Origin of the sequence: Paenibacillus sp. FSL R5-0341 (assembly GCF_037975235.1) — a bacterium.
Lineage (GTDB): Bacteria > Bacillota > Bacilli > Paenibacillales > Paenibacillaceae > Paenibacillus > Paenibacillus amylolyticus_A.
The window spans coordinates 334,421-354,353 of the sequence record NZ_CP150241.1 but is presented as its reverse complement, the minus strand read 5'-3'; the positions used below and the strand labels follow the sequence as shown (position 1 = coordinate 354,353).

The window sequence follows — 19,933 nt, the reverse complement described above, 5'->3', positions numbered from 1 at the left end:
CCTCACTCGTCCGGTTTATTCGCCGAGCATCTCATTGGCTTCAACGACAAAACGTTCAATATCTCCGTTGGTTTTGAGTTTTTCCAATGTAGTGTTGATCTGATCGAGCAGCTCCTGATTACCTTTCTTCACCGCGATGGCCGAACCACCCTCATCTTCAGCCTGTTCAATCTCTACACCCGCAACAACAAGGCCCTCTTGGTTATTCACATACTGTTCAGCCACCGGCTTCTCCAGAATGAGTGCGTCTACGCGCCCCGTCTGCAACTCCAGAATCAGTTCAGGTATTTTAGCCAGAGAAGTGAGCTTTGCTCCCTCTATTTCCTGAGCGATCCCTTCCTGAATGGAACTCTTTTGTACGCCAACCTGCTTGCCCGATAGATCATCCACGGACTTTAATGCCACATCGTCGCCTTCTCTAACAAGTACAGCCTGCTCGGCATAATAGTAGATGTCTGTAAAATCAACGTTCTTCTTCCGTTCCTCGGTAGGGGTTAAGCCTGATATTACAAAATCAACCTTATCTGTACCAAGGGCCATAAGAAGGCCGTCAAAGTCCATGTCCTCAATCTTCAGCTCGGCTCCCAAATCAGCCGCAATGGCTTTGGCAATCTCGATATCAAAACCTACAATGGTATCTTTACCATCGATTTTCTTATGAAATTCATAGGGTGCATAGTCCGCACTGGTTCCAAGTACAATTACTTTCTTTTCCGCAGAGCCACTTCCGGAAGACGAAGCAGCGTCCGATCCGGTTCCTGTCGTTTTTTCCTGCCCACAAGCAGACATGATTACAACCACTAACAACAGCATCATTGGTAAAAGCACTTTTTTCACACATCATACCCCTATTCTTTTTTTGAATGAGTAGCATAATAATTTGTATACAATATACATAAGACAATATATGGACTTATATGTAAGTAATACTAACAAACAATTTGCTTTATCACAATCATTATTTAAACATTTATACGCTCTAATTCCATAAAATGTAGTATATATAACACAGCACTTACATCGCCTGAAACATGAAGTTTGCTTGCCCAACTTCCCCCTCGGTGTTAAGATGATAAAAACTTGAAACTCCTGAACGGCGCATACAGCACGGCCCCACGCCCATCCAATTATCACTATACATAGAAAGGAGGATTCGGTATGGAGGTACCTAAATACCGGTCCTTGAAAGATCACGTATACGATTACATTGCCCAGAAGATCCAGGACGGGACCCTGCTTCCCAACCAGAAGATCAACGAGGCCGAGATATGCAAAAAGCTGGACATCAGTCGCACGCCTACTCGGGAGGCCCTTTTCCAGCTGGCTTCAGACAATCTGCTGCAATACATCCCACGCAGAGGATTTATTGTCACTCCTTTTGATGCAGGGAAAAAATTGGAGTTCTCCCAAGCGATCGGTGCATTGGAGGCACTTGCTGCCACACTCGCAGCAGACCACCTCAAACCATCCGAACTACTGGAGATGGAAACTCTGGTTGTCCGAATGGACGAAGATATCAGCCAGCTTGATCTCGCTTCCTACAACAAGAACCAATATCAGTTCCATAACCTGTATATCCAGCGATGTGGTAACGCCACAGTGATTGAGATGTTAAACACATTGAAGAACAGCTTCATCCGGCAGTCGTATGTTAGTGATAATAAGCCAAAGCTATCTGAGGTACTACTCGAAGTTAATGAAGAGCATCGTCAAATTTTAAGCGCTTTTCGATCCAAGGATAAAAACCAACTGGAAGCTCTACTTAAGCACCACTGGCGGATTATTGACAACGATATGCTATAATAGCGGATATCCTAACAAATCAAAGGCAACCCACACTATTGTGAGTTGCCTTTTTCCTATCTTTCCTTTTTGACCTCCAACGGTTTCCTAGCCGCAAAAACAGCATATCCCAATTTATTGCCGTATTTAGCGAGCAAGCGATCATTGGTGCGACTCATTCGCTGCATACGTTCATCCTCAAACCAAGTCATATCCATCTCCCGATGCGGATCATGATCCACGCCCCATTTTCCCATGGATCGCGATTGCTCTTGGACTTCGACCTTGGTGAAACCACTCTGTGTGAGGCGTTTTTTCCATGCTGTTACTGTTGCCAGAGTTCGTATACCGTAAAATTGCTTCAACCTGCGGCTCATCAATTCGGTTTTCCTGCCTGATAGAACCATCTCCCGATCCACCAAAAGTCCGGCAGGCTTCAGCACTCTTCTATATTCAGCAAGCGAACTCGGCCATTGGGTGAATATCGTAACCGATTCTACGAATACCACATCAAAATGATTTTCTGGAAAAGGCAGCGCTGCTACATCGGCCTGAACAAATCGAACATCCACCCGTTCTCGTCTAGCTCGCCGAACTGCCTTATCCAGCATATTGCGATGAAGATCAATCGCCGTTACCCGATAACCACTTTTAGCCAGGTAACACGCGGTCCTCCCAGTGCCACATCCTATCTCAAGGATATGATTACCTCCAGGCAGAGATAAGCCATCCAGCAACTTCATCGTTGCCATAAATCCTCCGGGATGAGCACTCCCCTCCCCTAACCGAGCCAGCATGTCATGATAATCCACGCGCCATCCCCTCCTCACTCCTCCCAGTGTATGGAGCAGATTCAAAAACGGCTCCTCCCTATTTGATTTTCCGGGTACTCGTCCATACCAATTGGTCTTCTTTTTACTATGATATACAAACCGTTGAATTCAAGCGGCAACTGCATCTAATGAGGAGGATATGCATGTACAGAATTAATCCGGTATGTGAAGAAACGGTTTCTCCGCACGTTGGACGTTCCGTTTGTCTCGTTATGAACGACGGTAAGCATATGTATGGTACGCTTAGTCAATGTCGTGATGGCAAAGTTTATTTGAACGGGTGTTTCGAGGGACCACGGCTATGTTCAGTAAAATCCAAACAGCAGCTGGTCAAAAGCAGCAAGAAAAATGCTGTTGCAACAAAGAAAGTTAAATCTTCGGCCTACGGTCCATATGGTTACGGGGGATACGGTGGGGGTTACGGCTACGGAGCGGGGATCGATCTGGCTCTGGTAGCAACATTGTTTCTGCTGCCATTCCTGTTCATCTAAACTCCAATCTGATCGTGTTAAAACTATAGTCATAACAAAGACCCTTTTTGCTTATAGCGAAAAGGGTCTTTGTCTTTTTCATACGATTCACGTCAATTACAATACACTTTCTGTTAAAAAATGATACAAAAAAAGGCATTCGCTAAAACGAATGCCGGGAACTTCATATTTAATACCCTTACCTTCGCACAGGGTGTCTGTTTAATCTAAAAAAAAACACCTCGTTAGAGGCGGGTAAGCTATGTTAAATCCGATTTCCTTTAGGCATCGTTTTCAGATTGCTATTCGAATTCTCAAGCAATGGTAGCATCCTAGTCGTGCTGACCATCTCAGAAGCACATATCGGACAAGTAGGTACGTTATCAAACGCAAAATTGTCCCGCATCCATCCTTTGCACGTATCACTCGTACACTCCCAGATTGCCGCATCAGCTTGTGGAATCTCTTCCAACGGTTTTTTGCGATTATACATGACTTCTACCCCCTTTGTTATGGAAAAACATCTAACCGACGTTATTTCACAGAAGACACTACTTAGCGGAAGTCTTACGTCCCACTGAACTTCTGCCTCGACAACTATTGGGCCGACTTTCATACATATAACTGATCAAAAAAAAGAAGCTGCCTTTACCATTATAACATGTTAAAGGCAGCTATGCTTTAATTACAGTTTTACAACTTCTTCTGCTTGAGGACCACGGTTTCCTTGTACAATTTTAAATTGCACGCGTTGACCTTCGTCCAGCGTTTTGAAGCCTTCGCCTGTAATAGCGCTGAAGTGTACGAATACATCTTCTCCGCCTTCAACTTCGATGAAACCGAAGCCTTTATCAGCGTTGAACCATTTTACTGTTCCGTTTTGCATGTGAATTACACCTCCAAATAAAGATTAACATGTTCCTTTGTTCTTTGCAGCAAGCAAATAAAAATTCACACATTGAAAAAGGTACCAGTCATAAACCTATAAGTGATCGCCCTTTACAATATATGAATTAGGTTTTCCACTCTCTACAACTTGTTTTTATTATAACTCCAATTCAGCCAAAAAGCAAATCTTTGTATTTTCTTTTCAAACAGCTTTGGAAATACATGTTATTAACTAGCACGGGGACAGGGTTTATCACGCTTATGTGCCTGGTCGCTCGTGCGCGGTCTTATGAAAGGATATGCAGATCTAATCCAACTTATACATTTTTTATATAAAATTCTGACATGCATATCCAACACAACCAAAGAATCATCTTACTACAGTGTAACACACTATGTCCATGCCCACATAAATGCATCCCGATCCCAGGCGATTTGTCCACGATGAAGCTTCCGGAAAGCTTTCTTCACTTCCTTGGACAATGAAGTATTACCGTTCTCGTTCACAAAAACAAACTCTTCACCGAAATGGGTCTTCACATATTCTATGGCAGCTTCCTGATGAAGTGTTCCTGTGAATTTAATCTCCTGAACCATCCATTCTGCTACGCCTTGTGCTGTCTTTTCCACAATATCACCTACTGTCTGAACCTAATGTACGGATAGGCATACCTCGTATCTTGAACATACCTGTCTTCCCGCCAGACTGAAGTATACCATGATCCAACTGCTGACGGGAAACTGTATGATAACTACTTCCAAGCAATTCCCTTAATGAACAACCGTATTGGCCTGCTCACTCCCTTTGGAAGGAATCGATGAATTCTTTCGGTGACTCCACACTAACCAGACACAGTATGCAATCAATACCGCCAGTATAAACAGATCGTAAGGAAGTGTTCCTCTATCCTCCAGGTCATTCCCGAGGAATTGAATCAGATTATGTATGAAATGAAACAAAATAAGCGGTACAATATTTCCGTTCTTCAGCATCAATAACGCCAGTGCAGCTCCCAGAAGCAGCGCATAGACCAATTGCATGATCGTATCCGTCAGATTCTGACCAGACAATGCATTCAGGAGATGTGTAATTGAAAACAAGATGCTGGAGGTCACAACTGCGGCCACTGCACTTTTTTGAAGCAATGTTTTGAAAATAAGTCCACGATAGATCGTTTCCTCAACAAAAGCTACGAGCACGGTGAAAAAGATGAAAAAGGCTACCCGGGACAAGCTCAGCTCCCCAAATCCTTTCAGGGCAAGTGTACCCAGTACAAGGAGTAGTGGAATATAATACTTTGCATGGTTTGCCGGGATACTTCGTAAGGACCGGAATCCGGTCTCTCCCCACTTGCGCCTTAACGTCATATAGATGATCAGAACAATTGCAATTGGTGTAAAGGAGATGAGTACAGGGGAAGTGTAGTCCAGTTGTTTTATTGTCGCAATGGCCCCTGCAGCAAATACGGCTAACAAGAGAAGTAGCTCAATAATCACGACGGTGAGCACAGGTCTGCGCTCAGAAAAGGAATGTTTTGGCTCGGATTGCTGATTTATCATACATTTGCCTACCTCGTTTCATTTACTTTTTTCGTTGTCATATGAATTTATATGTCAATATAGTTGTATCACATCACCCGTATATTGAATATCCCTATTATGGATAAAACTATAAAAGTAACAAAAAAGAGACTTATCCTAACTGCTTTTCCCCTAAAATCAGGTATGGCTTATACCTGAATCTGTCCATTATAGTATTACAAGAGTTCAATGCTGCAGGGGTGTGGCGACTCTCCAACGTCATATATCTATGAAGTACCCATAACGATAGTTTCACAATGCATAATGAAATCAGGGGGATACTATGAAAGCATTCTTTCAGCGCTGGGGGCATTTACTGGCTATTCTGTGCATACCGCTCCAAGGCTCCATTTACGTATTTCTAGGAAGTAATACCGGAAGTGATGTCTTCTACAATTATGCCTGGATTGATACACAGATTCCTTTTCTCAAAGAATTTATTTATCCGTACATTAGCTGGATGCCCATTCTGTATCTTGGTTTTCTATATTTGGGTCTGACGAACAAGTCGTTATTCTGGCGTACGCTGATTACCTATAATGTTGGTGTCATGGCTGCCAATGTCTGTTTTGCGGTGTTTCCTACCCATGTACCACGCCCCGAAGTCGGCGGAACCGATCTGAGCAGCGTGTTAGTACAGTTTATCTATACGAATGATGCGCCTTTTAACTGTTTCCCGAGTGTTCACGTTCTGACCAGCTACTTGCTGTTCATTATCATTATCCGCCACTTGAACTTTAAGCCGTTAGCACGGATATCCTGGTCGGTATGGCTATGGTTAATTATTGCTTCGACGGTATTTGTAAAACAGCATTCCTTGCTGGACATCGCCGGAGGCATTTTATTTGCAGAGGCCGCGTATTGGACTGTCCATGTCTTTGCCGTTCGTCTTGGGCAGGCACGAAAGAAAGGCAAACAACCACTCACGGCTTCTAATCCAAGCAGTCATGTATAGTGACATTATTATATGTAACAGGTAGGATGATGATCCTGCCATAAAGTAAAAGAGGGCCTAGGCCCTCTTTTTTGTACTGATTTAATTGAACCTATTATATAGAAGAACTTATTGGGGTTGGACTATGCGTTTCATGCTATAGGTGGGCGTTCATGGAGCAGATCGGATGGTGGACTTCCTGTTATACGCTTGAATATGCGGTAAAAATAGGACAGATCCCGGTAGCCGAGAAATTCGGCAATTTCCTGGATTGAGAGTTGTGACTCAGTGAGCAGATATACCGCTCTTTTCATCCGTTGATCATGGACATATTGGCTGATGGTCTGATTGGTCATGCTTTTGAATAATGCAGCAGCATAATTGGGTGTCTTGTTGATCTCGTCTCCGAGTTCTTCCTTCGTCACTCTCTCCCGATAATGCCGCTCAATGTATCGCTTCATCCGTTCCACATGAATATGCCTCTCCGGAGGAATAACTCCCCGATCCAGCTCCCTGTTCATATAAATCAACACTTCCATCAATAAGGCTTGGCTCATCATGACATAATAAGACGGACGCTCCTGCCATTGTTGATAAATAGCACTCATGCGTTGATGAATCAGTTCATAACAACCGGGTTTATGCCGCAAAGCCTCATATCGCTCCAGTGCAGGCAGACCTTCTGTATGGTCGCGTTGCAGTTGAATCACAATCTGCGTGTGCGTTACCGTAGGAATACTCTTGCCGTAATACGGGACGCCACCTGGAATGAGTAGCAATTCACCCTTTTCCATGATCTGTTTATCACCGTTCACCCAATATACACATTTTCCATAAGTAACCAAACTAAGCCGCCAAGTCTCATGGGATTGCACACCTTCTTCGTACCAACCAACACCATTAATGTGCCGTACTTCAAGTGGAGTGACCATAACACACCTCATTACTGGACTATACTCTAATCATTGTACTATAGTTCATACCCTGTTTCGACAGAAAACGCTACAATACACATATAAGCTTAAAATATGAGGAGGAAATTAGCATGTTAAAAACAAAAATTATTTGTACCATGGGACCTGCTTGTGACTCAATCGAATTGTTGAAAGTAATGATTCAGGAAGGTATGACCGTTGCCCGTCTGAACATGGCTCATGGCGAACTCGAAGATCACGTGACACGGATCAACAATATCCGTAAAGCAGCTTCCGAACTGAATACTTATGTACCAATCATGATGGACATCAAAGGGCCGGAAGTACGTATCGGCAAATTGAAAGAAGCATCCTGCCACCTGCAAGCTGGTAAAGAACTAATCCTGACTACTGAAGAAATTCTCGGTGACGCTGAGCGTATCTCAGTAAACTATCCAGAACTGAACCTCGTTGTGAAGCCTGGCGATCGTATCCTCATCGATGATGGCCTTGTGGATCTGACTGTATTGTCCGTGGAAGGATCCGATATCCATTGTAAAATTATCAGTGGCGGCATTCTGAAACCACGCAAAGGGGTTAACTTGCCAGGAATCAAAACGACACTGCCAGGTGTAACTGAGCGTGACGTTATGCACATCGGATTCGGGATCGAAAACGATATCGAAATTATCGCAGCATCCTTTGTTCGTAAAGGCGACGACATCCGTGAAATCCGCAGCATTTTGAAAGAACGCGGTGTAGACCACGTTCAGATCATCTCCAAAATTGAAAACCAGGAAGGTATGACCAACCTGGATGACATTATTGAAGCATCTGACGGTATCATGGTAGCTCGTGGAGATCTCGGGGTTGAAGTACCGATCGAAGACGTACCAATGATGCAAAAAGAAATGATCGATAAATGTAACCGCGCTGGTAAACCGGTTATCGTAGCTACACACATGCTTGAGTCCATGCAAGTGAACCCGCGTCCTACTCGTTCCGAGGTAAGTGACGTAGCGAACGCCGTACTCCAAGGTGCAGACGTTGTGATGTTGTCTGGTGAATCGGCTGCTGGTAAATATCCGGTACAATCCGTGCGCACGATGGCTGCTGTTGCTCGCCGAGCTGAAACAATGATTGATTACAAAGAGCAATTCGCACAAAAATCGGCTCAACAGATCGCTGATATTACTGAAGTTATCAGTCAGGGCGCTGTAAGTTCTTCCCTCGTACTGAATGCAAAAGCAATCATCACTTCGACTGAGAGTGGATTCACAGCACGCATGATCTCGAAGTATCGTCCAAAAGCACCAATCATCGCAGTTACACAACACGAAGAAGTATTGGCAAAAATCTGCCTGCTCTCCGGTGTCATTCCGGTCATGGGCGACAAAGTAACCACTACGGATGAAATGTTCGAGTCTGCTACTCGTAACGCAATCAAAACAGGTTACATCGAAAAAGGTGACATCATTGTATTGTCCGCTGGTGTTCCAATCGGTCAATCTGGTAATACAAACCTGATCAAGGTTCAACAAGTTTAATCAAATAGCTGAAACTGTAGCTATAATCTTAGCTATAAATAAGGAATACAAAAACCACCGGAAGCAGAAATGCCTCCCGGTGGTTTTTTGTTGATGATGTGTGCCAATGATCGTGATGTTACAACAAACGGCTTCGAGATTATAGATTCCGCGAGTAATTAACCAGATCCTGTGACATGGTGTTGATCTCATCCATTGAAGCATTTACCTGTTGTGTCAGAGCAGCTTGATTTTGCGTTAATGTGGACATATTACCGATGTGCTCAAGAATCTGATCAATCAGTGTTTTCATCTGCTGCATGCTATCTTCGATATTTACTGTGGCCTCCGAACTGTGATCAGCCAGTTTACGCACTTCACCTGCAACGACGCCGAACCCCAGTCCCAGCTCTCCCGCTCGCGCGGCTTCAATGGCTGCATTCAGACCGAGTAGATTGGTCTGACTGGCTATCTCTCGAATAAACACGGTGATATTCTTCGTATCATCTGCACTGCTTTTCACTTGAATGGCTGCATCGGCAGACAATTCCTGTGCAGTTACCAAATCCTGTGCCTGATCAGTAATCGAGTTGATTCCACGTACCATCTCACCAATGGACTCCGACAATTGTTTTGTTTTCATATTCATGGCTTCCACGATCTGCTCCTTGTTCTTCTCATGGGTTACATCACGAATCGTTCCAGCTACACGGAGCGGTACTCCATCCTGATCCCGAATGGTCTCTCCACCCGCGTGGTACCACCGATACTCCCCGTCTTTGCGTTGCAGACGATAATCCAGATCGTACGGCGTACGGCCACTGTAATCATTCATATGTCTGGCAAATTCATTGATCGTCCGATCATGGTCTTCCGGATGCAATCGGCTGCTCCAGCTGCTGAACACATTCGGGAAATCCTGCTCGTCTTTGAACCCTAATTCTCTGCGGAACTGGGGTGACCACCAAAATTCATTATTCGGGTTAACCACATCTCCTGCCACAACGGTCATATCCCACGGTGCCTCCACCAAGGCGCGGTTAACCAGATCATATCGGGTGACGAGTGCTTCCAGCTCATCGGACTTACTTTTTTCCTCATGAATATCAAACATGATGCCCAGAAGTTTGACCGGAACGCCAGCCTGATTTCGGACGACTTGTCCAAGACATCGGAACCAGCGGATTTCTCCACTTTTTGTAATCATACGACTAATTACGTTATAAGCATTCGTTGCTCCAGGGTCATTCACATGTTTCATAATCTCCTGCACTAGCTGAGGTCTGTCATCCGGATAGATAGATTTGGCCCAGCTTGCAAAGGAATCGGGATAATCCTTGGCATTATGGAAACCTAACATTTGGCGGAATTCATTCGAAAATGCGATGATATTATTGTTATCCAGCGCATCACCGGCAACGATTTCAGATTCCCATAATCCCACATTCATCGCCTGATTCAGCATCTTAAGACGCATTTCCACAGCTTCGTTTTGTGCTTTCATCATATGTACTGCTTTTTTGATGTTACTGGCTATTTCATTGGTATTCTGAAATTCAATACCATCTTCGACCCATGTACCATAGTCGCCCTTTTCTGCGTTTGCAACCAGCTTACGACTATACTCCAGTAATTTTTGATGCTCATCTATACGAAGTTGTTTGGTAGATTCAGTGCTTTTACGAAACATGTTCATTTCTCCTCTTAGGTCATATGATATATATTTCGACATAATTAGACATTAAATGTAGAGCTATAGTCTTAATTTGTATAAACAAAATGAACCAGCGCTGAATCAGCACTGGTTCATTTGTTATATATATTTTTTATTATTATAATCAATCATTCATGACTGCCTCTTGCCAGCTAACTACCAGCCAAAATTCAGTGTTTTTCCCGTCTCTACCCAAGTTTTGATGCTGCTCAGGATCATCCACCAGCTGCTCTGTGCATTGGCAAAGGAAGGATGGTTATCTGTAAATTGATCATTGATCAGCGTAAGCTTCGTACACCCCCCCACAGTCTCCAACTGGAAAGCCACTCTGGATTGAAGCTCGGCATGGTTCGCATGATATGATGGACCTGGATGCTCCTGATAGCTGAGTCTGGACAAAGGTTCGAATTCTAATATATCTCCATACACATGGACAGTCTCTGGACCATCATTGCCCGGCCCTACATAAGCAAACGGCTGACCTGGCTGAAAATTCGTACGAAGTTCACTACCGAAAAAGCTGTTCCGTGTGCCGTCTGGCGAAATGAGAGCATTCCACACATCTTCCAGCCCTGCATTGATATAAAACTCATATTTGAGTTCCATAGACTCACTCCCTTTATGTATTGGATATGCGATCTGCCAACCTCGCACTCCTATCCTATCGTTATACCCCAAAGGTCGTATTGTAAAAACGCGACATCAGGTTATATAGTCCTTTTTCAGAAGATCAGATATACTGAACTGGAATGAAATAACAGGAGTTGTTCAGTATGACTGGAACGTCACAATCCTCATTGTTACCTTATCAACAAATGATTCAGTTGCTGCAGAAAGCAGGCTGGTATGAGAACCGATGCGTTGACATCTCGGCATACATTGAGCAGTGCTCTACATCCGCAGATTTATTTCCGGCTGCGCGATCGTTTCTTGAAGAGTTTTGGGGAATAGATGAACTTATATATTTTAAATACTATAGCCACACTGCCGGGGAAGTGCCTGCTGAAAGCCCTTGGCATGAATATGAATTTCATTTTATTCCGAATGCTGAAGAAACGCTACGTTGTTCCGCAGAGATGCATTCGATCTTGAAATACGCTAATGAAGATTGTTATTGTCTTGGATTAACCGGATACTACTATTCTGCAGTCACAGCTATTGGCCGTTCAGGCAAACTGTATTTGTTACACGATTATGATCCAAACGTACATGCATTCGATAATCTGATTGACAGTATGATACATGAACTTCACACGCATAAGCTTGTCCCCCATTCACTCATGGGTCGGAATCAGAAAGGAAATGAGACATGAGCCAATCAACCAATATTATGGGTATCCCTTTTCCCAATGTCACGATGGATCAAACTGTTGCGATCCTTGGTGAAGTCGTAGATCAGGAAAGCACTGAACTGTTCCATGTCATCACAGGAAATCCCGAGATCGTCATGTCCTGTCAAAATAATGCCTCTCTTCGCCAAGTTGTCGATCAAGCCGGGTTGGTTACCGCTGACGGTGCTGGCATTGTAATGGTATCCCGTGTGCGGGGTGGACAATTGACTGAACGGGTAACCGGTTGTGATCTGCTATTTCGTTTATTGGAGGAAGGCGATCGAAAACACTGGTCATTCTACATGCTGGGAGCAGAAGAAAGTGTCAGTGAACAGGCGGTGAAGGTTATTGCGCAACGCTATCCGGGAGTTGTCGTCAAAGGCAGACACCATGGTTTTTTTCAGGCAGATGAGGAACAACAGATTGTAGAAGAGATTTGTACTGCTCAACCGGACTTTCTTATCGTAGCTCTTGGCGCACCCCATGCAGAACACTGGATTAACAAGTATCGCCATCAGTTGAACGCTCGTGTAGCCATAGGAGTGGGAGGTAGTCTCGATATCTTGGCTGGCAAAACCAAACGTGCCCCTGCGATATGGCAGAAGCTTAATTTGGAGTGGCTCTATCGCCTTCTCAGTCAACCTTCGAGATGGCGTAGACAACTCATTTTACCCCGTTTTGCTGTGCGGGCATTGTTGTTCAGAGAGCCTAAATAATGTGAGATGAGCAGGAGGAATGGTCCGGATGAAACAGGTAGATCAAGGAGACAGACCAAGTATGGGCCTGCTGAATCTGAATGAAGGTGACCAAAGATATCAACTGACGCGCCATGCTCCTTCCGAAGCACTTCGCCCTTTTGTTAAACATTATTGGATCGTATCGTGGGATCTGACTGGACTTGAACTGTATCCTCAACATATCGTGCCTAACCCCTGTGTCAATCTGGTTGTGGAGCGGAACAATACGTTTTGCTTCGGACCGTCGGGACGTAAATTCTCCTATCTTGTGAGCGGGAAGGGCCGTGTATTTGGTGTGAAGTTCAAACCAGGAGGATTCTATCCCTTCCTTCGGGTTCCTGTCTCTTCACTTTACGGACAACCGATGGATGTATCCCGTATTCTTGAGGTCACAGCAGGTTCCTTGGAAGAACGGCTACTTCAGGATGGGGATGATGATGCGGATAAAATCGGTTACATCGATCAGCTATTATGTGCGCACCTTCCAGCTGAAGATGCCCAAGCGACGCTGGTTAACGATATTGTGCAACAGATTGAACAGAACCGTGAGATGCTGAGAGTAGATGATCTGTCTTCGTATTGGAAAATTCATAAAAGAAAGCTACAGCGCCTGTTCAATCAGTATGTAGGTATTGGACCGAAAACCGTAATTAAATTGTATCGTCTGCAAAATGCTGCAGAATGGATGGAGCGTGGTCTTCACTATGATCTGGTTAAGCTATCTCAGGATCTCGGATATCATGATCAATCCCATTTCATCCGAGATTTCAAGTCCATTATCGGAAGCACACCAGAGGAGTATATACACTCTAAACAACCGAATGGCGCGCGCTATGGGCTGATGAATTAAAAACCTGTCCTGAAAATCAGGACAGGCGAATGACTTCGATGGTATCCCCCGTATGGATTACACCTTCACGTTCAACCGAGCAGACGATCCCACGTTTTTTGCGAGCGGCTGGCACGAACTTTTTACGCAAACCGTCCTGTTCGTAGAATTGCTCAATCATTTTCCCCGGATGCACACAGGGAAGATTCTCTCCTTCGCATATTAACCCCGTCCCGTTTGGAAATAGAAGCCGCGTTCCAGCAGGCAATTCAGTCAATCGATCAATGCCACGGACCAGCATATTGGCACCAAGCCATTCTGGACGCACTTCAGGAATGTTCATTTTCTCAGCGATAAGAGCACATTCTTCCTCAGACACAATGCTGATCTGGCGACGATTCGCAATCGGTATGCCGCGCTTGTAGATTTTCTGACGGGAGTCCGCCGGATGAAGCAAACCATAGTGACGGTCACCCGGAATTCCCGCAAGCTCGATGTCGATAAAAGGAACAACTCGCGTCACAAAAGTGGATGGATCATCAGCCAACAAGACGAATTGAACAGTTCCCATAGTAATCTCCTCTCTTTCCTGAGCAATATTGCTTCTTTATTGTTCATTATTACCCAATGAATGGATTTTCGACAATCGGCGTATGCTTACCTTTGTATCCATTTTTTTATTTTCAACATCATAACGCACTTGGAAAATGATAAACATTTTAGATAATACACAATTAAATTGTTGAAAATTAATTTTGTTCTTTCCGTTCTCGTTGCAAACATTTATACTAAGATGGACAAGTAAATAAATTACATATAGAAAGTAAGGTGTTTCCTTTGATTAGTATCATTTTTGTAGCTCTTGTAGCTGTCGAACACATCTATATCATGGTGATGGAGATGTTTATGTGGACTCGTCCACGCACAATGAAAACCTTTAATCTCACGCCGGAATTCGCCAAATCCACCAAATCTCTCGCGGCCAATCAAGGTCTTTACAATGGATTTCTTGCGGCAGGTCTGATCTGGGGACTCGTATATCCGGATGTTGCCGTTGGACAGCATATTCAGATTTTCTTCCTGGCGTGTGTGATTATCGCGGCCCTCTATGGAGGGGCTACTTCTTCACGTTCCATCATTATTAAACAAGGATTGCCTGCGATCATTGCATTGTTGCTAGTTCTGTTCCTGTAATTTCTGTCGAATAGTACATTGCTTCGATTCATGTTAACTCCTTTATGGTAAGGTAGTGAATAGATAGCAGTGTACAATGACCAGAATCGATCTGGAATTGGAAGGAGAACATGTCATGGGATTGTTTGACAAGCTTCGGCGGCGCAAAAAGGAGAAGGTACCTGCAGGTGGTGCTGTCGAATCGACGAATTACAGTGAAACCATCGTGGGTTTTGTTCTGCTGGAGCGTGAAGATTGTGATTTTGACCTCTTCATCAAAAATATGAAAAACGAATGGAATATTGAGATTGAGGAACGCTCGGAGGAGGGCAATCTCTTTTTTGAAGTGAATGGAATGCAGGTGGTATGTGCCCACATTGCCGCGCCTGTGCCTGACCGTGAAGTTGAGGAGAATGCCAAACTTAACATCCTTTGGCGAGAAGCAGAGCAAGTTACCTCACGACACCAGTCTCAGATTATTGTCTCTGTTCTGAACGCAACAGATGCTATTGAGGGACATGTTCTGTTCACTCAGACAGCGAGTGCCTTATTGCAGTTGGATCACGCGCTCGCAATATACATGGCCCCGCTTGTGGTTGAAGCCAGTCAATATGTCGAGACCAGCCGTGGAATCAAGCATGATGAGATGCCCGTCTCGCTCTGGATTTTCATCGGATTATACCAAAATGCCGAAGGCGCTTCAGCTTACACTTACGGACTACGTAACTTTGGCAAAGAAGAGATGGAGATTATGCAATCCTCGGAGTCCTTAAGCGATGTATTTGAGATGATGTTCATGACCACAACGTATGTGGTTGAAAACGACGTCACACTGCATGACGGGGAAACACTTGGTTTCTCGGCAGAACAAAAGCTAAGCATTTCCCTTTCCAAAGGTGTAGCAACGGAAGGTAACAGTTTGAAGATCGGACTCTAACTGACGTAGGACTTTCACTTTATCGTGTCACCGTTTTAGAAGCCGTCTGGAGTTCATACTCTGGACGGCTTCTTAGCTATTCAACCTCCTTCCAATTGACGATATGGAAGCAATCCCTGAATTTAACTCCACTAGGAAGAAGTAGTTCATAAGAACCACATAACTTTGATTTAAGTTTTCATTCATGCTATAAAAAGGTATAATTAATAGGCTTATAGTCTCATATTAATACATATCATTTTATTATCGAGGAGTTGCCTACATGTCTGTTAGACGTTTGGATTCAACTAAACCTATTATTGAAATTACTTGGGAAGGTATTGTCTCCCCTGAACATGTCGAACAAGCGAATACAGAGATTCAGAGATTAGCGGAGCAATTAGGGAATTCGTTTGATGTGCTAGTCGATATGCGAAGCATGAAGGCATTCCCTCAGGATACGAAAGAAAAAATCGTGGAACACCAGAAATTACTGACACAGTGGGGGATGAAGCGAGCCAGCGTAGCCGTTGGTGGTGCGATCGCCAAAATGCAATTGAATCGGATTTCCAAAGAATCGGCGCACCAGACTGAATTCCAATGGGAAACGTATGACGAGGCTTTGGCATTTTTGTTGAAATAAATCGAAGTATTACAGCGTGAGTTTAAAGAGAACATGTATGTGCTATACACGACAAAAGAAAGAGGCGTTTCCCATGAGGGAGCGCCTTTTTATTAATTCAGCAGAAAGATCGCAGATCCTTTAAGATTCCAAGCTACTTACACGCACCATCGTTACTGATGTACCACAGAAGCCTTCCTCCACGAACCCTAGCCGCCTATATAAACGAATCGCTTCGTTATCCGGGTCTACACTGAGCGAGACTGCTTCAATTCCCCGCCGTTTGGCTTCATCCAGTGCAGTCTGAAGCAGTAAGGTGCCTACACCTTTTCCACGTGCATCTTCAGTTACAGCCATCCCCATCTCTGGCGTAGCTGCATTCACATAACCGTAACCCGCATTCTGGTCCGTATAGAATCGTAATGTTATCGAACCTAATCTTTTACCATGCTGGTCTACCGCAACATACCCGAAATCCCCTTCTCTTCCCCAGCCTTCAACATATTTGGATAGCTCAGGAGTATGTACACTTTCGAGTTGTAGCGGTTCATCGCCTTCTCGTGTATGCAGGGATGCGTATAACATCTCCCACAGAAAAGGGATATCCTGTTCTTCGATCGGACGTATATGATAGTTTTTCTTGGTCATGTTTGCTCCTCCTTCAGTTTTTCAAAAAGGCGCTCCATCTCATTTATATTGAGCTCATTAGTAATTTCGTAATCTTGAAGTTGGTCTCGTGTCTTGTACTCACTGTAAATTGAAACGGCATGCTCATTATAGAATGTCAATCCGAATCGATCGGTAAATCGACCTTCTTTATTAATGGTAAGTCGCCATTCATAGTAATATGGATTCCTTTTGGAAACGTCGAATTTCTGTACTCTTTTAAGTTCAACATCCTTCAACAGCTTCAGCATATCTCTAATCTCTTTGGGATCTGTAATCGTCACTTCATCTTCTTCACTATACAGATCTGCACTTGAAATTTTCCTAATTGTCAGTCGATCCAATCTATCCAGCATGCTCATATGATCTGTAACCTCTGCTCGAAACGTCGTATGTTTGCTGGGGATATACATAGTGTATTGACCAGAGGTATACATACGCACTGCAATAGCTACAACAACAATAATCATGACGATACTCATAATGATTTTAATTCTTTTAATCATACCGCTCTCCTCCATATACCACAAAACATATATAAAATGGTAATTAATGATACTTCCCAGTATATCATCTCACTCCTGCTGTTCCAAAGTAAATTCTTATTTACCCTGTCCATTTCGATAACGTTTTTGCCTAAACTATAGTTACTGATAATGCTTGAACGGTAGCGAAAAAATTATGTAGTCGACGTATACAAGACTTCCAGATCATGATTCCGTTTTCAAATTTAGTAATTAAAATAAATTTCTATGCTCGCTAACTAACTTGTTTGATTATCTAAAATTTAAACTAAAAATGACGATATACTTCATAAGCTCCATTCATTCTTACACATCCATGACATCCCGAGATTATACTCGGGCCAGTTTTAACAAGTGAGCATTATCAACAAATCAGCTTGGAACACCATGCTCGCCACGCACGATAATATGTTATTTGAAGAAGTATAGGCATGTAATTGTTAAACGCTAGGGGGAATTGTAATGAAGCTCAAACCAAAATTAATGATTATGTTTCTGGCCGCTGTATTGATTACTGCACTACCACTGGCTTCCCTTGGCTTGGTTCAAACTGAAAAGCAAGCCACGCGTAATGTGGACTCCAAATTGAATGGCTTAATGGCCTCTTCAGCAAATCAGTTGGATGGTTGGATCAGCAGTAATGCCAAAGTCATCGAAACGTTAGGTTTTGTCATCCAGGAAGGCGTGCCTGAGGGAGAACTCACGGAAGAATACTTTAACATTATGAAGCTGGGCAGTAACAAAGAGAGTCTGTCGGATCTGTATTACGGTTCAGAGCAGGACGGCAGCTTCATGAATGGTTCAGACTGGACTCCCGATGCCGATTATGACCCAAGACAGCGTCCATGGTACCAGGAAGCGAAGCAAGCCAATCAGTTGACATACTCTGATCCTTATCTGGATATGATGTCGGAGCAATACGCGGTATCGATTGCCATGCCGGTTCAAAATAAAGAAGGCACAATGCAAGGGGTTGTCGCAGGCGACCTGTTGCTCTCTACACTTACCGATACCGTGGGGAAAATAAACCTGGACGGGTTGGGCTATACCTTTTTAATCGATAAAAACGGGCTGCTTCTGGCTCACCCTGATGATAAGCTCGTGAACACCTCAGCCGCTGATAATGCGGAGTTAAACCCGCTGTTGGCAGATATGCAGGCGAATCCGTCAGGTCAGAAGCCCTTCCAATATAATGACGAGAATTATCTATTGTTCTATCATCAGATTCCAAGCACCGGCTGGGCTGTAGGCTCCATCATCTCCGAGAAGTTGGCCTACGCTGAGTATTATGAATTGCGCAATAACTACATTCTCATTATCGGTATTACGTTGCTGGTTGTATTGGCAGGTGCCTATTGGATCGCAACACTCTTCATCAAGCCGCTGAGAAGTCTGCATGGAACGTCACGCCAGATGTCGAGTGGTGACTTTACAGGACGGGTGCAGATCAAAGGCAAAGATGAGTTCGCTGAGCTTGGCATGGCGTTCAATCAGATGTCAGATCAGCTTAGCACGCTGTTCAGACAAGTAACGGCCTCTGCTGATCGCGTACAAAGTATCTCGGGTGAGATGCAGGAGCATACGGACAACACCAAGCGCATCGCGGAGCAGATCTCCATTGCCACGGATGAACTCGCTCAAGGCTCCAGTACACAGGCTGAATCGGTGTATGATGGCTCAAGCCGTCTGTCGGAGATGAGCAATAGTGTGGGCGGTATTAATCGCAGTGTGGAGCAGTCCGTAACGATGATGCGCGAAGCAGGAGAAGCCATGCTGGCTGGACTGCAGGCGGTAGATCACCAGGTGGAACTTTCGGATGGCAACCGTCAATCCATCGACCGCGTAGGTGAATCGATCACCCTACTGGCAGACAAATCACAGAAGATTGAAGACATCGTCAGCATGATTCAAGGTATCGCCTCCCAGACCAACCTGCTTGCCTTGAACGCTTCCATTGAAGCGGCCAGAGCGGGTGAACATGGACGTGGATTCGCGGTGGTTGCCGAGGAAGTACGCAAACTGGCTGAACAATCCGCAGGATCTGCTCAGGATATCATCGTGTTGCTGAATGAAATCCAGGCGGCTAGTCGTCAAAGTGTGAGCGAGGTTGATTCTGCTGAACATGGTATTGAGCAGCAGGTCGCTGCGGTGCATGAGATGCGAAATTCGTTTATGCGAATCAAACAATCCATTGAAGGCATCGACAACCAGCTTCAGCAGGTATCATCTGCAACAACTGAACTGGACAGCAGCTCGGGCAAAATTGCTGAAGTGATCTCCAGCGTAGCGGCCATGTCGCAACAGAGCGCCGCTTCCACAGAAGAGGTTGCTTCCTCTACGCAGGAACAGTTCAATTACATTACGAGTATCTCGGAGCGCTCCAATGAACTGGCTCAACAAGCTAATACGCTCGCCGAGGAAGTGAAGAAGTTCAAGATTTAAATCAACAAGCCGCGTTCTCCCATTGGGGGAACGCGGCTTGTTTGTTACATT

General features: G+C 44.4%; 23 protein-coding genes. 11 read left to right on the top strand and 12 right to left on the bottom strand.

Features of this window, described 5'->3' with window-relative positions; translation table 11 throughout:
- Positions 1–15: 15 nt before the first annotated feature.
- The gene (locus MKX75_RS01685) at positions 16–837 is read right to left on the bottom strand and encodes a transporter substrate-binding domain-containing protein (RefSeq protein WP_339168140.1); all 822 of its coding nucleotides are present in this window, start codon (positions 835–837) and stop codon (positions 16–18) included.
- Between the two features lie 321 nt (positions 838–1,158).
- Here MKX75_RS01685 and MKX75_RS01680 point away from each other — a divergent pair, with 321 nt between their 5' ends.
- On the top strand, positions 1,159–1,803 hold the full coding sequence (locus tag MKX75_RS01680; RefSeq protein WP_076334254.1) for a GntR family transcriptional regulator: 645 nt from the start codon (positions 1,159–1,161) through the stop codon (positions 1,801–1,803).
- 56 nt (positions 1,804–1,859) lie between these two features.
- On the opposite strand, the gene MKX75_RS01675 is transcribed toward MKX75_RS01680, so the two are convergent.
- Entirely contained in the window at positions 1,860–2,594 is a 735-nt protein-coding gene (locus MKX75_RS01675; protein ID WP_339168139.1) for a class I SAM-dependent methyltransferase, read from the bottom strand.
- 164 nt (positions 2,595–2,758) lie between these two features.
- Between MKX75_RS01675 and MKX75_RS01670 the strand changes: the two genes are divergently transcribed.
- Entirely contained in the window at positions 2,759–3,106 is a 348-nt protein-coding gene (locus tag MKX75_RS01670) for a hypothetical protein (protein ID WP_062838175.1), read from the top strand.
- Between the two features lie 244 nt (positions 3,107–3,350).
- On the opposite strand, the gene MKX75_RS01665 is transcribed toward MKX75_RS01670, so the two are convergent.
- From MKX75_RS01665 to MKX75_RS01650, 4 genes are all read right to left on the bottom strand, one after another.
- Positions 3,351–3,578 carry a cold-shock protein gene (locus MKX75_RS01665; RefSeq protein ID WP_017691121.1) on the bottom strand — a complete coding sequence of 76 codons (228 nt, stop codon included), beginning with the start codon at positions 3,576–3,578 and terminating at the stop codon, positions 3,351–3,353.
- A 192-nt stretch (positions 3,579–3,770) separates the two neighbouring features.
- The gene (locus tag MKX75_RS01660; protein ID WP_024633772.1) at positions 3,771–3,971 is read right to left on the bottom strand and encodes a cold-shock protein; all 201 of its coding nucleotides are present in this window, start codon (positions 3,969–3,971) and stop codon (positions 3,771–3,773) included.
- 395 nt (positions 3,972–4,366) lie between these two features.
- Entirely contained in the window at positions 4,367–4,603 is a 237-nt protein-coding gene (locus MKX75_RS01655) for a hypothetical protein (protein WP_036607962.1), read from the bottom strand.
- Positions 4,604–4,744: 141 nt separating this feature from the next.
- On the bottom strand, positions 4,745–5,533 hold the full coding sequence (locus tag MKX75_RS01650; RefSeq protein WP_339168136.1) for a CPBP family intramembrane glutamic endopeptidase: 789 nt from the start codon (positions 5,531–5,533) through the stop codon (positions 4,745–4,747).
- A gap of 304 nt (positions 5,534–5,837) precedes the next feature.
- On the opposite strand from MKX75_RS01650, the gene MKX75_RS01645 reads away from it, so the two are divergent.
- Positions 5,838–6,509: a phosphatase PAP2 family protein gene (locus tag MKX75_RS01645; RefSeq protein ID WP_145153828.1), complete on the top strand. Its 672-nt coding sequence runs from the start codon at positions 5,838–5,840 to the stop codon at positions 6,507–6,509.
- A 131-nt stretch (positions 6,510–6,640) separates the two neighbouring features.
- Here MKX75_RS01645 and MKX75_RS01640 read toward each other — a convergent pair whose 3' ends face one another.
- Positions 6,641–7,420 carry an AraC family transcriptional regulator gene (locus MKX75_RS01640; protein ID WP_062838172.1) on the bottom strand — a complete coding sequence of 260 codons (780 nt, stop codon included), beginning with the start codon at positions 7,418–7,420 and terminating at the stop codon, positions 6,641–6,643.
- Between the two features lie 113 nt (positions 7,421–7,533).
- On the opposite strand from MKX75_RS01640, the gene pyk reads away from it, so the two are divergent.
- Positions 7,534–8,949 (top strand): pyruvate kinase, encoded by a 1,416-nt coding sequence (gene pyk, locus MKX75_RS01635; protein ID WP_062838171.1) that lies wholly within the window; start codon positions 7,534–7,536, stop codon positions 8,947–8,949.
- A 139-nt stretch (positions 8,950–9,088) separates the two neighbouring features.
- Here the strand turns inward: pyk and MKX75_RS01630 are convergent, their stop codons facing one another.
- Together MKX75_RS01630 and MKX75_RS01625 are read right to left on the bottom strand one after the other, a co-directional pair.
- Positions 9,089–10,618: a PAS domain-containing protein gene (locus tag MKX75_RS01630; RefSeq protein ID WP_339168132.1), complete on the bottom strand. Its 1,530-nt coding sequence runs from the start codon at positions 10,616–10,618 to the stop codon at positions 9,089–9,091.
- 180 nt (positions 10,619–10,798) lie between these two features.
- Positions 10,799–11,248 carry an SRPBCC family protein gene (locus MKX75_RS01625; protein ID WP_339168130.1) on the bottom strand — a complete coding sequence of 150 codons (450 nt, stop codon included), beginning with the start codon at positions 11,246–11,248 and terminating at the stop codon, positions 10,799–10,801.
- 167 nt (positions 11,249–11,415) lie between these two features.
- Here MKX75_RS01625 and MKX75_RS01620 point away from each other — a divergent pair, with 167 nt between their 5' ends.
- From MKX75_RS01620 to MKX75_RS01610, 3 genes are read left to right on the top strand one after another with little or no spacing between them, the layout of a single operon-like run.
- On the top strand, positions 11,416–11,955 hold the full coding sequence (locus MKX75_RS01620; RefSeq protein ID WP_339168129.1) for an SUKH-3 domain-containing protein: 540 nt from the start codon (positions 11,416–11,418) through the stop codon (positions 11,953–11,955).
- Positions 11,952–12,689 carry a WecB/TagA/CpsF family glycosyltransferase gene (locus MKX75_RS01615; RefSeq protein WP_076334248.1) on the top strand — a complete coding sequence of 246 codons (738 nt, stop codon included), beginning with the start codon at positions 11,952–11,954 and terminating at the stop codon, positions 12,687–12,689. Before MKX75_RS01620 ends, MKX75_RS01615 begins: the two co-directional genes overlap by 4 nt.
- 28 nt (positions 12,690–12,717) lie before the next feature.
- On the top strand, positions 12,718–13,560 hold the full coding sequence (locus MKX75_RS01610) for a helix-turn-helix transcriptional regulator (protein WP_339168127.1): 843 nt from the start codon (positions 12,718–12,720) through the stop codon (positions 13,558–13,560).
- Between the two features lie 16 nt (positions 13,561–13,576).
- Here MKX75_RS01610 and MKX75_RS01605 read toward each other — a convergent pair whose 3' ends face one another.
- Complete coding sequence (locus MKX75_RS01605; RefSeq protein ID WP_339168126.1) at positions 13,577–14,110, bottom strand: MOSC domain-containing protein; 534 nt, start codon at positions 14,108–14,110, stop codon at positions 13,577–13,579.
- Positions 14,111–14,376: 266 nt separating this feature from the next.
- On the opposite strand from MKX75_RS01605, the gene MKX75_RS01600 reads away from it, so the two are divergent.
- From MKX75_RS01600 to MKX75_RS01590, 3 genes are all read left to right on the top strand, one after another.
- Positions 14,377–14,733, top strand: a complete 357-nt coding sequence (locus MKX75_RS01600; protein WP_076334246.1) for a DUF1304 domain-containing protein — start codon at positions 14,377–14,379, stop codon at positions 14,731–14,733.
- 76 nt (positions 14,734–14,809) lie between these two features.
- Positions 14,810–15,649 (top strand): DUF4261 domain-containing protein, encoded by an 840-nt coding sequence (locus tag MKX75_RS01595; RefSeq protein ID WP_339168125.1) that lies wholly within the window; start codon positions 14,810–14,812, stop codon positions 15,647–15,649.
- A 262-nt stretch (positions 15,650–15,911) separates the two neighbouring features.
- On the top strand, positions 15,912–16,271 hold the full coding sequence (locus tag MKX75_RS01590) for a hypothetical protein (RefSeq protein WP_339168124.1): 360 nt from the start codon (positions 15,912–15,914) through the stop codon (positions 16,269–16,271).
- A gap of 120 nt (positions 16,272–16,391) precedes the next feature.
- Here the strand turns inward: MKX75_RS01590 and MKX75_RS01585 are convergent, their stop codons facing one another.
- Positions 16,392–16,898 carry a GNAT family N-acetyltransferase gene (locus MKX75_RS01585; RefSeq protein ID WP_339168122.1) on the bottom strand — a complete coding sequence of 169 codons (507 nt, stop codon included), beginning with the start codon at positions 16,896–16,898 and terminating at the stop codon, positions 16,392–16,394.
- On the bottom strand, positions 16,895–17,422 hold the full coding sequence (locus MKX75_RS01580) for a hypothetical protein (RefSeq protein ID WP_339168120.1): 528 nt from the start codon (positions 17,420–17,422) through the stop codon (positions 16,895–16,897). Before MKX75_RS01580 ends, MKX75_RS01585 begins: the two co-directional genes overlap by 4 nt.
- A gap of 480 nt (positions 17,423–17,902) precedes the next feature.
- Here MKX75_RS01580 and MKX75_RS01575 point away from each other — a divergent pair, with 480 nt between their 5' ends.
- A complete protein-coding gene (locus MKX75_RS01575; RefSeq protein ID WP_076334241.1) occupies positions 17,903–19,882 on the top strand; it encodes a methyl-accepting chemotaxis protein in 1,980 nt (659 codons plus the stop codon).
- Positions 19,883–19,933: the final 51 nt, after the last annotated feature.

Bases quoted from the DNA above. Each gene is read 5' to 3' on its own strand.
- MKX75_RS01680 (WP_076334254.1), top strand. From the start codon at position 1,159: ATGGAGGTACCTAAATACCGGTCCTTGAAAGATCACGTATACGATTAC.
- MKX75_RS01670 (WP_062838175.1), top strand. From the start codon at position 2,759: ATGTACAGAATTAATCCGGTATGTGAAGAAACGGTTTCTCCGCACGTT.
- MKX75_RS01665 (WP_017691121.1), bottom strand. From the start codon at position 3,578: ATGTATAATCGCAAAAAACCGTTGGAAGAGATTCCACAAGCTGATGCG.
- MKX75_RS01660 (WP_024633772.1), bottom strand. From the start codon at position 3,971: ATGCAAAACGGAACAGTAAAATGGTTCAACGCTGATAAAGGCTTCGGT.
- MKX75_RS01650 (WP_339168136.1), bottom strand. From the start codon at position 5,533: ATGATAAATCAGCAATCCGAGCCAAAACATTCCTTTTCTGAGCGCAGA.
- MKX75_RS01645 (WP_145153828.1), top strand. From the start codon at position 5,838: ATGAAAGCATTCTTTCAGCGCTGGGGGCATTTACTGGCTATTCTGTGC.
- MKX75_RS01640 (WP_062838172.1), bottom strand. From the start codon at position 7,420: ATGGTCACTCCACTTGAAGTACGGCACATTAATGGTGTTGGTTGGTAC.
- pyk (WP_062838171.1), top strand. From the start codon at position 7,534: ATGTTAAAAACAAAAATTATTTGTACCATGGGACCTGCTTGTGACTCA.
- MKX75_RS01630 (WP_339168132.1), bottom strand. From the start codon at position 10,618: ATGTTTCGTAAAAGCACTGAATCTACCAAACAACTTCGTATAGATGAG.
- MKX75_RS01625 (WP_339168130.1), bottom strand. From the start codon at position 11,248: ATGGAACTCAAATATGAGTTTTATATCAATGCAGGGCTGGAAGATGTG.
- MKX75_RS01620 (WP_339168129.1), top strand. From the start codon at position 11,416: ATGACTGGAACGTCACAATCCTCATTGTTACCTTATCAACAAATGATT.
- MKX75_RS01615 (WP_076334248.1), top strand. From the start codon at position 11,952: ATGAGCCAATCAACCAATATTATGGGTATCCCTTTTCCCAATGTCACG.
- MKX75_RS01610 (WP_339168127.1), top strand. From the start codon at position 12,718: ATGAAACAGGTAGATCAAGGAGACAGACCAAGTATGGGCCTGCTGAAT.
- MKX75_RS01605 (WP_339168126.1), bottom strand. From the start codon at position 14,110: ATGGGAACTGTTCAATTCGTCTTGTTGGCTGATGATCCATCCACTTTT.
- MKX75_RS01595 (WP_339168125.1), top strand. From the start codon at position 14,810: ATGACCAGAATCGATCTGGAATTGGAAGGAGAACATGTCATGGGATTG.
- MKX75_RS01590 (WP_339168124.1), top strand. From the start codon at position 15,912: ATGTCTGTTAGACGTTTGGATTCAACTAAACCTATTATTGAAATTACT.
- MKX75_RS01585 (WP_339168122.1), bottom strand. From the start codon at position 16,898: ATGACCAAGAAAAACTATCATATACGTCCGATCGAAGAACAGGATATC.
- MKX75_RS01580 (WP_339168120.1), bottom strand. From the start codon at position 17,422: ATGATTAAAAGAATTAAAATCATTATGAGTATCGTCATGATTATTGTT.
- MKX75_RS01575 (WP_076334241.1), top strand. From the start codon at position 17,903: ATGAAGCTCAAACCAAAATTAATGATTATGTTTCTGGCCGCTGTATTG.